A 13,991-nucleotide genomic window follows, 5' to 3' on the forward strand; every position below is an offset into this window, starting at 1 on the left:
CGTTTGACAACGGTGACTGTGAGGCAACAGAGTGAGCGAGTCCAGCGCGGGAGGGGTGTGGAACGTGGCCGTCAGCAACGACGACTGCCCGCGTCGCCCGTGGGATTCAGGCGCTCCTGACACCGGAGGCTTCGTCGCCCTCGTGGATCTCCGCGGACGCCGCGGCGCAGAACGCCTCCAGCCCCTCCAGCAGAGCGGTCCGCTTCGCGACCGGCATCTGCTCCAGCACGGACCACAGAGCGGCTTCGCGGCGTCCGCGCAGCCCCGCCAGGAACGACCGTCCACGACGGCTCAGCCGCAGTCGCAGCTCGCGGCGGCTGGAGGCGCTGGGCCCGCGTTCGACGAAGCCGACCGCCTGGAGGCGGTCGCACAGCCGGCTGGTCGACGGCGGCGTCGAACCGAGGGCCTCGGCGAGCATGCGCAGGTTGATGCCGTCGGTGTGTTCCAGGACGAACAGCACGCGGATCTGGGAGGCGGACACCGGTGCTGTCGAAGCCCGGCCCCACAGGACCTCCAGCAACTCGGCGGCCTCGGAGGCCCTGTGCGCCACCTCGTCCGGCCGCGGATGCGAGTAGGAGGAAGTCACGCCTCCACTCTTTCAGTCTTCCCGGGCACTGTCAGCCCGCCGGTGCGGACGATACGCATAGAGCGCTAGATACGGACAACAAGGACCGATGGACGGCCTCCCCGACAGCGCGGCTCCGGTGCCGTCACCGTGACGAGAATGGCGTATCCGACATCGTGAGCAGATTCGTGGCAGCCGCCGTTGAACTCGAGGCACGACTCCCGTCGGCCAGGTTCGAGAGGACGGCACGGCGCACGCACGCCGGCCCGGGCCCTCGTGTCCAGCAGCCTGCCGCCCTCGGCCGATGTGCCCGGCGCCGCCCCGAGAGAACCGATCCGGTCACTGCGGCAGGCGCCTTGACCTGTCGTCCGGCGCTCCCCGCAGGATCGGGGCGGCGCACACCGTATGAGGAGGGAAGTACGTGCCGGAGCAGCGAGCGGCAGACGATCAGACCAACCCCGCGGAGGAGGTCGGGGCCTTCCTGAGGGAGCGCCGGGAGCAGATCGCCCAGCGCTGGGCCGACGCGGCGCTGCTGCGCACCGTGTTCACCGCCTCCCGGGACGAGGCGGTGGAGGCCGGCCGGACCGTCGTGGAGGCGCTGGCCGCGGTGGCCGCCTCGGGACGCGTCGAGGACGCGGAGGCGGACGGATTCGCGGTCGTCCGCGAGCAGTTGGTGCGTACGGCACAGTCCCGGGCCCGCGCCGGCGCCGGCATCGCGCAGATCTCGGCGGAGATGGACGCCTTGCGCCCGGCCGTCACCGAGCTCCTGCTCGAGGAGCTCTCCGAGGCGCCCGCCGAGCACCTGCGCAAGTGCGCGACGGCGCTGACCGTGCTGATGGGCACCCTCCGCCTGGTCATGCTGGAGGCGACGATGAACGCCGGGGAGGACCTCATCAACCGGCAGCGGCTCGAACTGCTCGAAATCGCCACGCCGGTGATCAAACTGTGGGAAGGCATCGTCGCCGTACCCCTGATCGGCACACTCGACAGCGCCCGCAGCCAGGTGGTGATGGAGACGCTCCTGGACGCCGTCGTCGAACAGCACGCCCGCTTCGCGATCCTCGACATCACCGGAGTGCCGACCGTCGACTCCCTGGTGGCCCAGCACCTGATGAAGACCGTGGCGGCAGCGCGGCTGATGGGAGCGGAGTGCATAGTGTCCGGGATCCGGCCGGCCATCGCGCAGACCATCGTCCACCTCGGCATCGACCTGAGCTCGGTACTCACCCGCGCCAGTCTCGCGGACGCCCTGGCCTACGCCCTGCAGGAGCAGGGCGCGCACATCGTGCCCAACCCCGCCTCGGACGTGGAGCCCCGGTGACCGGCGCGTCCACCTTCCCGAACGAAGGACACGTGCCCGTACTCAGGCTCGGCGGGGTCCTCCTCGTCACCCTCCAGGGCGACCTGTACGACAGCACGGCGGAACAACTCCGGCAGGACATCGGCGAGACCGTCTCCGACAGCGCGGTCACCGGTGTGGTCATCGACCTCTCCGGCGTCGAGATCGTCGACTCCTTCATGGGCCGCGTGCTCAGTGACGTCGCGGCCATGACCCGGCTGCTGGCCGCCCAGACCGTGGTGGCGGGGATGCGCCCGGCGGTGGCCATCACCCTCGTGGAACTCGGCCTGACCCTGCCGGGACTGTGCACGGCCCTCAACACCGAGGACGCACTGCGCCTGCTGGGGGCCGAGGTGTCGGCCCTGCCGCGCGCCGGGCGCCCACGCCGGGAGCGCCCGTGACCCACAGCCCCGGCAGTGTCTCCGCCTGCCTGCCGATCCACTCGGACCTCGATCTGGTACGGGTACGGCAGCATGTGCGGCAGATGACCGCCCACCTCGGGTTCGGTCTGGTCGAGCAGACCAAACTCGTCACCGCGGCCAGCGAGCTGGCCCGCAACGCCCTCGTCCACGGCGGCGGGGGCCAGATGGAGTGCAGCCCGGTGACCCGCGGCGGGACCCAGGGCCTGCGTCTCGTCTTCAGCGACCAGGGCCCCGGCATCGCGGACCTGGACCAGGCCCTGTCCGACGGCTACACCTCCGGCGAGGGGCTGGGGATGGGCCTGGGCGGCGCCCGGCGCCTGGTCCACGAGTTCTCCGTCGACAGCCGCCGCGGCGCCGGCACCACGGTGACGGTGACGTCCTGGATCGCCGGGCCGCCCCGGCCGCGCGAGGCGCGCTGATGCCGCGCGTCTGGGAGGTGCCGGTGCACGACTCCACCCGCGTACGCGACGCCCGCGTGGCGGCCGGGGCCGCCGCCCGCCGTGCCGGGCTCGCCGAGGACAGGACCGCCGCCGCCGAACTCGTGGCCACCGAACTCGCCACCAACCTCCTCAAGCACGCCGGCGGCGGACGGATACTCCTCGAACTCGTGGGACCGCCCGTCCCGGCCTACGGCGACGAGAGGAACGCCAGGGTGCAGATCATGGCCGTCGACCACGGGCCCGGCATACGCGACACCACCGCGGCGCTGCGCGACGGCTACTCGACCACCGCCTCCCTCGGCGCGGGCCTCGGCACCTGCCTGCGCACGGCCGACGACTTCGGCCTGCACAGCACACCCGGACGGGGCACGGTCGTCCTGGCCAGGATCGCTCCGCGCCCGAAGCGCGACACCACCGGCCCGCGTCCCGCCCCGCTCCCGGTGTGCGCCGGCGGGATCAACATCCCCCTCGCGGGCGCGGAGTTCTCCGGCGACGCCTGGGCCTGCGTCCGGACGGCCGACCGCGTGACGCTGATGCTCGCCGACGGCCTCGGCCACGGCCCCCTGGCGGCCCGTGCCTCCTCCGCCGCCGTGGAGACGGTGCGCTGCGCGCCGCACCTGCCACCGCCGGACCTGCTGCGGCGGATCCACGGCGCCCTGCGCGACACCAGGGGAGCGGCCGTCGCCGTGGCCCAACTCGACGTCACGGCCGGGAAGTTGTACTTCACCGGTGTGGGCAACGCAGGGGCCCGGCTGCGCCGCGGCGACAGCTGGCAGGGGATGGTCTCGCACCCCGGCATAGTCGGCGCCCACCTCCCCACGCACCTGCCGCAACAGCGGCTGACCTGGACGGACGACTGCCTCCTGGTCCTGCACAGCGACGGCCTGCCGAGCCGCTGGAGCCCCGGCCCGGCCGCTCATGACCGGTCGCCCGTCGACCCCGCCGTGATCGCCGCTGCGATCGTGCGGGACGCCGGCAGCCCCGCCCGGCCGGTACGCGACGACACCGCCGTCGCAGTGCTGAGCCCCTGCCCCTCGGACGCCTCCTCATGACCCGCACCTGGCACGTCCGCACCATCACCGACGCCGCGCAGGCCCGCATCGCCACGGCGCGGCTGGCCGCAGCGTGCGGAGTGACCACCGTCGAGCGCACCCGTCTGGTGGCCGCCCTCACCGCACAGCTACGGCAGTGCCTCACCAAGGGAGGCGAATGGCGGGTCGGCGTGGCAGCGACCCTGGCACCCGGCGGGGGAGACTTCAGCGTCGAGGTGGCCGCGGTCAAGCGCCGCCCGGACGACCGGCAGCCCCCGTGGCGCGCTTCGGTCCCCTGCGCCGAGGACGCCGACGTCTCCGTCGCCGAACATGCCGCCGACGACCCGGCGACACTGGCAGAAGCCCTCTTCGGCGCCGACGAGGACGCGGCCCTGCTCCTGGAGCGGCTCGACGAGCAGGAGGGTCTGGTCGCCTTCCACCGTGAGGAACTCCACCAGACCAACCAGGGCGTACTGGCGCTCCACGCCGAGCTGGACGCCGCCGGCCGGGCCCAGCGCGAGCTCTTCGACGCCGAGCAGAAGGCCCGCAAGGAGGCGGAGAACGCCCGCGGCCGGCTCACCTTCCTGGCCGATGCCAGCGCAGCCCTGACGGCCTCCCTCAACCACGAGGCCATCGTGCGGCTGCTGCCCGCCCTGCTGGTGCCGCGGTACGCGCGCACCGTCGACGTCTGGGTGTTCGACGACGTCGACGACGCGCTGCGCGGCGGCCCCCACCCGGCCGCCGCCGTCCTCGCGGCCCGCCGCGGCCGACCGCAGTACGCCGCCGACCACCCCGGCAATCTGCCCGGCGTCGACGACCAGCCCCCCTCGGCCCTCGACCCCGGCAGACCCCTGCTGTGCATCCCCCTGCTCACCCGCCGGGCATCGCAGGGCGTCCTCACCCTGTCGCCGCCCGACGAGCGCTGGGACGCGGACGACGCCGTCATGCTGATCGAGCTCACCCGGCGGGCCAGCATCGCCCTGGAGAACGCCCGGCGCTTCGAGCACAACCGCGACATCGCCGAGACCCTGCAACGCGCCCTGCTCACCGAACTGCCCACGACCCCCGGCCTGAGCCTGGCCGCACGCTATCTCCCGGCCACCCGCGGCCTGAACATCGGCGGCGACTGGTACGACGCCTTCCGCCAACCCGACGGCAGCCTGCTCACCGTCATCGGCGACGTCACCGGACACGGCCTGCACGCCGCCGTGATGATGAGCCAGCTGCGCACCGCCCTGCGCGCCTACGCCGTCGACGGCAGCAGCCCCGGCCAACTCCTGACCCGGCTGCACGTGTTCCTGCACCGCCTGCGCCTCGACCTCTACGCCACCGCGGTCATCGCCCGCTTCCACCCCGACGACCCCACGCTCACCTGGGCCGCCGCCGGCCATCCGCCACCGGTGCTGCGCACCCCGGACGGCCAGGTGCACACCCTGGACGCCAAACCCGGTGCCATGCTGGGCATCCCGCTGAAACAGCAGATCCACGACCACACGGTGCCGCTGCCGCCCGGGTCCACGCTGGCCCTGTACACCGACGGCCTGGTGGAACGCCGCTCCCGCGGGATCGACCCCGGTATCCAGCGCCTCGCCGAGGAACTGGGCGGCTTCAGCCCGGCCGAACTCGCGCAGGACCTGGAGGCGTCGGCCGACCGGCTCCTGCACCCCCTGCTGCACGACTCCGAACACGACGACGACGTATGCCTGTTGCTGTGCCACGTCCACGATCACGAGCGCCGGCGGCGGGCACCGGAGTCCTGACCCGACCGGGGGTCCACGTGGATCTTCGGGCCGGGCCCGGCGCCCCGCGGCCGTTCACCCGCGAGTACCGCGCCGACCTCGTCGAGGCCCACCGTGGCGGCGACGAGGGGCCTGGGGTCGACCGCTCCGGACGCGTACGCCCGGATGGTGGCCTCCAGGCCGGGAGAGGCGGACAGGATGCCCACCGCGGTCACGTCCCTCAGCACGAGGGCTCGGGTGTCGACCCTGCTCGGCTCGCCTGCCAGCCCGATGTACACGACGCGTCCGGACGGTTCGACCAACTCCAGTGCCCTCCCCGGCAGATGGGCGGCGTTCGAGGCGTCGACGACCGCGTCGAAGGGCAGGTCCGGGAGGGAGCGCTCGTCCCACACGTGCTCGAAGCCCAACGCGTGGGCGAACGCGGGCGAGTTGCCGGCACGGTCCAGCAGGTGGACCTCCGCCCCCGACGCCCGCAGGAACATCGCGACCAGCAGGCCGATGGTCCCGGGCCCCAGCACGAGAGCACGGTCCCCGGCGCGCAGGTCCGCCGCCCGCGCCGCGCGCAGGGCATTGCCGCCCGGCTCCACGAGCGCACCGAGCACGGCGTCGACCGAGTCGGGAAGGGCGTGCAACGACGACGCCGGTACGGCGAGTTGTTCCGCGAGGGCGCCGGCCCGCGCTCCGCGGATACCGACCTCCTCGCGCTTGTCGCACACATGCTGACGGCCCCGCAGACAGCGGCGGCAACCGCCGCAGCCGAGCATCGTGTCCCCCATCACGCGGCGGCCGACCCAGCCCCCGTCGACGCCCTCTCCGACCGCCGCCACGCGCCCGGCCCACTCGTGTCCGAGCTGTATCGGGTAGGAGGAGTGTCCTTGGTGGAGATAGGCCATGGCGCCGGTGAAGAACTCCATGTCGGTGCCGCACACGCCGACCCGCTCGACGTCGACGACGACTTCACCGGGTGCCGCCACCGGCGCCGGGAGGTCCTGGACCTCGTACGCGCCGGGCGCGGTCAGGACGAAGGCACGCATGAGACGGCGGCTCCCGAGCGGGTGGTGAGGGCGGGGCACGTCAGGAGTGGGGCTCGACGCGGGCTGTCGATCCGCCGTACGTCTGCGTATGCTCCATGGCGTTCCAGACTGTAGGCCTCCGTACCGACTGCCGGAAGAGGTCCCGTGGTGAGGCTGCGCAGCGCACAGTGGTACGAGGGACAGGACCGCAACGCCTACATCCACCGGGCGTGGATGCGCAGAGGCGTACCGGGCGACGCCTTCACCGGCCGACCGCAGATCGCCATCGCCAACACCGCCTCGGACCTGACCCCGTGCAACGCCCATCTCGACGAGGTCGCCTCCTCGGTGCGCGACGGCGTGTACGAGGCGGGCGGCATCCCGCTGGACCTGCCCGTCGTGTCGCTCGGCGAGACGAACGTACGGCCCACCGCCATGCTCTGGCGCAACATGGCCGCGATGGCCACGGAGGAGATGCTGCGGGCCAACCCCATCGACGGCGTCGTCCTGCTGGGCGGCTGCGACAAGACGATCCCGTCGCTGCTCATGGCCGCCGCGTCGGTGGACCTGCCCGCCGTCGTCGTCCCCGGCGGCCCGATGCTCACCGGCACCTTCCGAGGTACCCCGCTGGGCTGCGGCACCGATGTGTGGCGGCTGTCGGAGGAGGTCCGGGCCGGCACGCTCTCGCAGGAGCAGTTCACCCGCTCCGAGTCCGCGATGATCCGCAGCCGCGGCCACTGCAACACCATGGGCACCGCCTCCACGATGGCCCTGGTCGCCGAGGCCCTGGGCACGGTCGTCCCCGGCGTGGCCGGAACCCCCGCCCCCGACAGCCGACTGCTCCAGGCCGCGCACCACACCGGCCGACTGGCGGTGGACATGATCAGCGCCGACCGCCGCCCGGCCTCGATCCTCACCAGGGCGTCCTTCCACAACGCGATCGTCGCGCTCGCCGCCATCGGCGGCTCGACCAACGCCGTCGTCCACCTCCTGGCCATCGCGGGCCGCCTCGGCATCGACCTGACCCTCGACGACTTCGACCGCATCGGCTCCCGCGTGCCGGTCCTGGTGGACCTCCAGCCGGCCGGCCGCTTCCTCATGGAGGACTTCCACCGCGCCGGAGGCCTGCTCGCCGTCCTGCGCGAGGTCCGCGACCTGCTGGACCCCGACGCCCTCACCGTCACCGGCAAACCCTTGGTCGACGCACTCGACGACGCCCCGATCTGGGACACCGAGGTCATCCGTACCCGCGCCGAACCACTCGTCGCCGAGGGCGGCATCGCCGTCCTGCGCGGCAACCTCGCACCCGACGGCGCGCTCATCAAACCGGCCGCGGCCTCCCCGCATCTGCTGCGCCACCGCGGCCGGGCCGTCGTCTTCGACTCCATCGAGGACTTCCACGCCCGTATCGACGACCCGGACCTGGACGTCGACGCCGACTCGGTCCTCGTGCTGCGCGGCTGCGGCCCCAAGGGCTATCCGGGCATGCCCGAGGTCTCCAACATGCCTCTGCCGAAAAAGCTTCTGGAACAGGGCGTCCGCGACATGGTCCGCGTCTGCGACGGCCGGATGAGCGGCACGGCGTACGGCACGGTCGTCCTGCACGTCGCCCCCGAGGCCGCGGCCGGCGGCGCCCTCGCACGGGTGCGGACGGGGGACTTCATCACCCTGGACGTCGAGGCCCGCCGCATCGACGTCGACGTACCCCCCGACGAACTCGCCCGCAGAACCCCCGACAAGGCGACCGTCGACGGCTTCGCCGACCCCCGGCGCGGCTGGGAACGCCTCTACGTCGACCACGTCCTCCAGGCCGACACCGGGGCCGACCTCGACTTCCTCGTGGGCTCCAGCGGCTCGGAGGTGAGCCGCGAATCACACTGACCGCGGCGGCGACGGGGCAGGTCCGTCAGGACCTGCCCCCGCGCAAGGCCGTCAGGCGACGATGCCGCAGTCGTCGACGACGATCTTCTTGGCCGTCGCGCCCGAGCGGCTGCCGAGGGCCTCGATCGCCTTGACGACGTCCTCGCCCTCGACGACCTCACCGAAGACGACGTGCTTGCCGTCCAGCCAGGGCGTCACCACGGTGGTGACGAAGAACTGCGAGCCGTTGGTGCCCGGGCCCGCGTTGGCCATGCTCAGCAGGAACGGCCTGTCGTGCTTGAGCTGGAAGTTCTCGTCCGCGAACTTCTCGCCGTAGATGCTCTTGCCGCCGGTGCCGTTGCCGTTGGTGAAGTCACCGCCCTGCAGCATGAACTCCGGGATGACCCGGTGGAAGGGCGAACCCTTGTAGCCGAACCCGTGCTGGCCCGTCGCCAGCTCACGGAAGTTGCGCGCGGTCTTGGGCACCACGTCGTCGAACAGTCGGAACACGATGCGGCCGAGGTCCTCGCCGCCGGCCGAAACCTTGAAAAACACGTTCTCGCTCATGGCCATGATTCTCCACAACAGACGGGCAGAGATCGAATCGGCCGCGCGCGGCGGCACCCGACCGCGTCTCGGCGGGGCCGAGCGGCTGCGCGACGGCGCCCGTGACGGTGATCCGACGCATACGCAGGGTGACGGCCGAGACGCGCCCGAGCCGGGCCGAGTGAAATGCGCGCAGCTGGGGACTTGGCGGTCAGGCCGGGCTCAGCGGCGATCCCCTTGGGGGCTGGTCCGGCCAGGCTCCTCTGGTTCAGACCACGAGCCGGGGGAGCCGCCCGGCGTGATCACGACAGCGTGCCGCGCTCGCAGAGCAGGCGCGCGACCTCGCGCAGTTTGACGTTGTTCTCCTGCGAGTAGCGGCGCAGCACGTCGAAGGCCTGCTCTTCGGTGAGGCCGTGGCCGCCCATGAGGAGGCCCATGGCCTCGCCGATCATGTGACGGGTGGCGACGGCGTGTTCCATCTGGGCGTGCGCGCGGGCGCTGGAGAAGGCGACAGCGGCGTGGGAGGCCAGCAGCCAGCCGGCCAGCTCGCCGGCCTCGGTGAAGGCGCCGGGCTTGCGGGCGTAGAGGTTCAACGCGCCCAGTTCCTCGTCCTCGGTGTACAGCAGGAAGCCCATCATGCTGCCCACGCCGAGTTCGCGGGCCCTGGGGGCGAAGGCGGGCCAGCGCGGCTGCTCCTGGGTGAAGTCCTTGATACGGAACACCCGCTCACCCTCCGCGGTACGGGCGGCATCGAAGCACGGCCCCTCGCGCAGCCGCTCCTGCAGCCGGTCGCTGTCGACGACCAGTTCCTCGGTGGGCGCCAGCGACTGCACCTTCTTGCCGTGCACCACGAGAATGCCGGCCGCGTCGCAGCCTTCCACCAGGTCGACGGCCGAGCCGGTGATCCGCTCCAGGGTGTCGTCGACCGACTCCTGCGCCAGCAGATCCCGCGCCATCGACGCCATCTGCTGCGCGAACCGAGCCCAGTCCATCACCCTCGCCACCTCTCGGTTCGCCTCGGTAGGTGTCTACCCAGCATTCCACGCGGGACTGGGGTACCCCGCCCCTGGGGCGGCCGGGTGGCCGGGCCACGGAACGCAGAGGGTGCCGGGGCGCGGAGCCGGGGATGAGCAGAGCAGGGCGACGACGGCGCTGTCCCGCATCGCCGGCGCCGCCTGCGGCAACTGCGCGCGGCGGGGCTGACCCCGACGCAGTTCTCGTGGACCCGGCAGGCCGCCCGCAGCGGGATGCGGCGGCTGAACGGTGCCGAGCCGCCGTACGCGGCCCACGCGATGTCGGCCAGGGCCAGCGCCCCTCGCCTCGGCACGCCGCCGTCACCTGTGCGGCGAGCAACCGGGCGAAGGCCGCGTAGAAGCCGTCGGTCGCGCGCGGTCGCGATCCGCAGCGGCCGCGAGCAGCCCGTGCACGCCGTACCGAGGACGGCGCGCAGCGCGGTGCGGTCGCCGGGGCAGGTCATGGGGTACGCCCTCGCGGACAGGACACCCCATGCTCGGCACGAGGGAGCACCACCCTGACCCGCAGGCCGTGCGGCTCGGCCGCGCGAGCTCGACGCCTCCGCCCCGGCCGGTCACCGGCTGCTCGGCGGTCGCCGGACCGAGGCCGCTGCCGCGTACCTCCCGGTGCCGCTCCGAGCGCCGGATGCGGATGCCGGCCCGGGGGAGTGCGCCGGTGGCGAGGCCCGGCCCGTCGTCCCGTACCTCGAACACCGCGTCCCGGCCCTCGGCGAAGCAGCGCATCTCGACGCGGGCGCCGCTTCCGGCGCCGCTGCTCCCGTCGTTCCGGAGCGAGCGGCCAGGCCCTGCCGCCCGGCCGGGCGCGAACGTGGCTGCGTCCGGGAGGCGTGTCAGGCTTCGATGCGTTCCGTGTACGCCTCGGTCGGCGGCGCCGGTGCAGGACTCGTCATGCCCGCCGACCAGAACCCCGCGGTACCGGGAATCGACGTCACGTCGTTGAGGTACGGCGCCGGCACCGTACCGGCCGGGCCTCGGACGACGGTCCAGGTGTCACTGTCCCGGCGGAGGTACGTACTGCGGCTCTGGTCCTGGTAGTTCCAGCCCGATATCCACGCGGCGCGCCCGTGCGCATCGCCGGCGATCCCACTCAACGACCCGATGGTGAAGCCCGCTTCCACTCGCGTCCAGGCTGTGCCGTCCCAGTGGCTCAGGGCGGGGTTGCCGGGACGGCCGGGCGGCCCGCCGACGCCGGCCTCGGTGCCCACCGCCCACACGTCGTCGGGACCTGCCGAGTGGACATCGGCGATCCCCAGACGCAGACCCGCGACCGGGGGCAGGACCGTCCACGCTCCGTCCCAGCGGGCCACGAGCCCGGACCATCCTCCGCCGTTCGACTGGTCGCCGCTCACCCAGACCTCGCCCGGCGAGCGCAGGACGACCCGGTACAGATTCGCGCTCGCGACGGGCAGCGGATCCAGCCACTGCCATCGTTGCCCATCCCCATGCAGGAGACGGGCGGCGCCACCTCGGCTGCCGCAGATCCACACCCGCCGGTCGTGGCCGACCGCCACCGCATGCAACCGAACGTCCGGCTCACCCTTGCCCGGGAAGGCGGCTTCCCGCCAGGTGGTCCCGTCCCAGCGCAGCAGCGGGCTGCCGCTCCCGGCAGGCTGGCCCACACTCCACGCCGCGGTGGAGCAGACACCGGCGACGTCGCTCAACCGTGTGTGGGCCAGGTGCGACAGGTCGGTCTTGGTCCAGGCGGCGCCGTTCCACAGCATGGCCAGTGCCCGACCCTGCGTCGACCCGGCGCGGCCCTCCTCGCCGACCGCCCAGGCCAGTTGGGATCCGGCTGCGGCGATACGGCGCAGCTGCGCGGCCGGAGTGCTGCCGGGCGCCGGCACGGCCTGCCAGCCTTGTGTACGGGGCGTCGGCGCGTCGGCCCGGGCCGGAGCCGGGCCGAGCGCGGTCCCCGAGAACGTGCCGATCGCCCCTGCGACAAATCGCCTTCGTCTCACTGCTGGATCCCCCCAGGTGGATAGGGCCGGACAACGCCGGACAGGCCGGACAACGCCGGGCTAGGAGGGACCACCGTGAACCAGCGAACCGCGGAGTTCTAGACACTCACGTGACAAAGCCTCGTTCCGTCATGGCTTCGAAGGTCCAGCGGTGGAGAGCTGGACGGGGATGCGGGGGAGTGAGCCATAGCGGCGACTGCGGCGGGCGTACTGTTCGATCGCCTGCCACAGGTCGCGGCGGTCCACCTCGGGCCAAGGGGTGTCCAGGAACAGCAGTTCGGCGTAAGTGGCCTGCCAGGGAAGGAAGTTGGAGGTCCGCTGGTCGCCGCCGGTGCGCAGCAACAGGTCCACGTCGGGCAGTTCGGGGACGTGCAGGTATCGGGCGAAGGCATGCTCGGAGACGGAGCCGGGGTCGATCCTGCGGGCGACCGCTTCCTGGGCGAGCTTGGCCGCGGCCGCCGTGATCTCGGAGCGGCCGCCGTAGTTCACACACATGGTCAGAGTCAGCCCGGTGTGGTGGCGGGTGGTCCGCTCGGCCTCGACGAGGGTCTCGACGACGTCGGCCGGCAGGCGGGAGCGTACTCCCGCCCAGCGCACGCGGACGTCCAGTGCCGTGTCGTCGTCCGCCAGGCGGCGCAGGCACTCGGGGATCTCGTACATCAGCGCGTGCAGTTCGTGGGCAGGGCGTTTCCAGTTCTCGGTGGAGAACGCGTACACGGTCAGGTGTTCCAGGCCGATCTCCAGGGCACCGTGGACGACGTCGATCAGCGCGTCGGCGCCCGCCCGGTGGCCGTCGCTGCGCGGCAGGCCGCGGGCGACGGCCCAGCGGCCGTTGCCGTCCATCACGATCGCGACGTGGCGGGGCATCGCCTCGGCGGGCAGCTGGGGCGGGCGGGCGCCGGACGGGTGCGGGGTCGGAGGGACCACCGGACGCCGCCGGGCGGCAACCGAGCGCATCTCCTCGATCCGGCCGGCCGCTTCGGTCGCGTCTGCCGACGCGAGGTCCGGCGGGCAGGTCCGGATGGGGAAGGGGAACAGCCCCCAGGCCAGCGCGGCCTTCGCCCGGGCAGGCAGCAACAGGCGCAGCCGGGCGCCCCGCGGCAAGGCCGGGCGACGGTGCAGCAGCGCGGCGGGCGCGTCGGCCGCGGTCTTCAGGCGCAGCCGGTACAGGTCGGTGTAGGCGCCGAGCGCGACGCCGACCGCCGGGTGCAGCACCGGTGACAGCGGGGTGCGGTCCAGCCATGCGCGGGCCCGGTCGGCCAGGCGGCGCACCAGTTCCTCGAACGCCGGGGTGGCGCGCCTGGCCAGCAGGTCCGCCCGGGACACGCCGACGTCGTCCAGGGCTTCCTGCGGCAGTGGCACATGGCCGCGGCCCAGGTCCTCGGAGAGGTCGACGAGGGCGTCGGTGAGGTAGAGGCCGTCGACGGCGGTCTGCCATGCCACGGCCGCGTCGGGCACGCCCGTGGCGATCGCCTCCGGCTCGGCGGGCAGTCCCGCGACCCGCAGCAGCAGTGAGCCCGCGCGCAGCCAGAACGGGGTGTTGACCAGGCTGCTGTAGTGCCGCCACTCCTGCCATGTGGCGAACTGCCGCCCGTGGACGTCCTGGCGCAGCTCCTCGAACACCGTGTGCAGGAATCCCGGCGGCAGGTTCCAGGTCAGCATGGTGTGGATCAGCGCCTGCCGGACCGGGTCGCTGCTGCGACCGTCGCGCAGGTCCGCGTCGAACGCCGAGATCCACGCCTCCAGCCGCCCGGCCCGCCCCGGATCCGTCCCGTCGCCGCCGGTTCCGCTCCGGCTGCCATGGGCTTGTGTGCTGTCGGCCGAATCGGCTGCGTCGGCCAGATCGTCGACGGCCCGTACGGCGCCGTACAGAGCCCAGGTGGCGGTCCGCAACGGCGGCGGCAGCAGCAGTGAGACGGCGTACTCGATCTCGCCCGTCGCTCGGGTGGCGCGGCGGCACGCCTCGTAGCCGCGGCGCAGGGCCGCGTCGTGGATGCCGCTGCGCCCGTAGACCCGGGCGGTGGACACAGCCGGAGGCCTCATG

General features: G+C 73.0%; 12 protein-coding genes. 6 read left to right on the top strand and 6 right to left on the bottom strand.

Going from position 1 to position 13,991, the window contains the following annotated elements; translation table 11 throughout:
* Positions 1-106: 106 nt before the first annotated feature.
* Positions 107-586 (bottom strand): MarR family winged helix-turn-helix transcriptional regulator, encoded by a 480-nt coding sequence (locus tag ACIREI_RS37735; protein ID WP_403343030.1) that lies wholly within the window; start codon positions 584-586, stop codon positions 107-109.
* A gap of 400 nt (positions 587-986) precedes the next feature.
* On the opposite strand from ACIREI_RS37735, the gene ACIREI_RS37740 reads away from it, so the two are divergent.
* The 5 genes from ACIREI_RS37740 to ACIREI_RS37760 are packed head-to-tail and all read left to right on the top strand — an operon-like array spanning position 987 to position 5,557.
* Positions 987-1,886 (top strand): STAS domain-containing protein, encoded by a 900-nt coding sequence (locus ACIREI_RS37740; protein WP_403343033.1) that lies wholly within the window; start codon positions 987-989, stop codon positions 1,884-1,886.
* Positions 1,883-2,305 (top strand): STAS domain-containing protein, encoded by a 423-nt coding sequence (locus ACIREI_RS37745; RefSeq protein WP_403343036.1) that lies wholly within the window; start codon positions 1,883-1,885, stop codon positions 2,303-2,305. Before ACIREI_RS37740 ends, ACIREI_RS37745 begins: the two co-directional genes overlap by 4 nt.
* Entirely contained in the window at positions 2,302-2,745 is a 444-nt protein-coding gene (locus ACIREI_RS37750) for an anti-sigma regulatory factor (RefSeq protein ID WP_403343038.1), read from the top strand. The genes ACIREI_RS37745 and ACIREI_RS37750 overlap by 4 nt, the downstream gene beginning before the upstream one ends.
* Positions 2,745-3,818: an ATP-binding SpoIIE family protein phosphatase gene (locus ACIREI_RS37755; RefSeq protein WP_403343041.1), complete on the top strand. Its 1,074-nt coding sequence runs from the start codon at positions 2,745-2,747 to the stop codon at positions 3,816-3,818. Before ACIREI_RS37750 ends, ACIREI_RS37755 begins: the two co-directional genes overlap by 1 nt.
* The gene (locus ACIREI_RS37760) at positions 3,815-5,557 is read left to right on the top strand and encodes a PP2C family protein-serine/threonine phosphatase (RefSeq protein ID WP_403343044.1); all 1,743 of its coding nucleotides are present in this window, start codon (positions 3,815-3,817) and stop codon (positions 5,555-5,557) included. The genes ACIREI_RS37755 and ACIREI_RS37760 overlap by 4 nt, the downstream gene beginning before the upstream one ends.
* On the opposite strand, the gene ACIREI_RS37765 is transcribed toward ACIREI_RS37760, so the two are convergent.
* Positions 5,524-6,570: a zinc-binding dehydrogenase gene (locus ACIREI_RS37765; protein ID WP_403343047.1), complete on the bottom strand. Its 1,047-nt coding sequence runs from the start codon at positions 6,568-6,570 to the stop codon at positions 5,524-5,526. The two genes, ACIREI_RS37760 and ACIREI_RS37765, sit on opposite strands and share 34 nt — an antisense overlap.
* Before the next feature lie 147 nt (positions 6,571-6,717).
* Between ACIREI_RS37765 and ACIREI_RS37770 the strand changes: the two genes are divergently transcribed.
* Entirely contained in the window at positions 6,718-8,430 is a 1,713-nt protein-coding gene (locus ACIREI_RS37770; protein ID WP_403343050.1) for an IlvD/Edd family dehydratase, read from the top strand.
* 51 nt (positions 8,431-8,481) lie between these two features.
* On the opposite strand, the gene ACIREI_RS37775 is transcribed toward ACIREI_RS37770, so the two are convergent.
* The 4 genes from ACIREI_RS37775 to uppS all read right to left on the bottom strand — a co-directional run bounded on the left by ACIREI_RS37775 (position 8,482) and on the right by uppS (position 13,990).
* Positions 8,482-8,976, bottom strand: coding sequence for a peptidylprolyl isomerase (locus ACIREI_RS37775; protein WP_403343053.1), 495 nt, complete (start codon positions 8,974-8,976; stop codon positions 8,482-8,484).
* Positions 8,977-9,257: 281 nt separating this feature from the next.
* Complete coding sequence (locus ACIREI_RS37780; RefSeq protein WP_403343056.1) at positions 9,258-9,947, bottom strand: GAF and ANTAR domain-containing protein; 690 nt, start codon at positions 9,945-9,947, stop codon at positions 9,258-9,260.
* An 872-nt stretch (positions 9,948-10,819) separates the two neighbouring features.
* On the bottom strand, positions 10,820-11,947 hold the full coding sequence (locus ACIREI_RS37785) for a hypothetical protein (protein ID WP_403343059.1): 1,128 nt from the start codon (positions 11,945-11,947) through the stop codon (positions 10,820-10,822).
* Positions 11,948-12,076: 129 nt separating this feature from the next.
* Positions 12,077-13,990, bottom strand: a complete 1,914-nt coding sequence (gene uppS / locus ACIREI_RS37790) for a polyprenyl diphosphate synthase (protein ID WP_403343061.1) — start codon at positions 13,988-13,990, stop codon at positions 12,077-12,079.
* Position 13,991: the final 1 nt, after the last annotated feature.

Source organism: Streptomyces sp. NPDC093591, assembly GCF_044764885.1.
Lineage (GTDB): Bacteria > Actinomycetota > Actinomycetes > Streptomycetales > Streptomycetaceae > Streptomyces.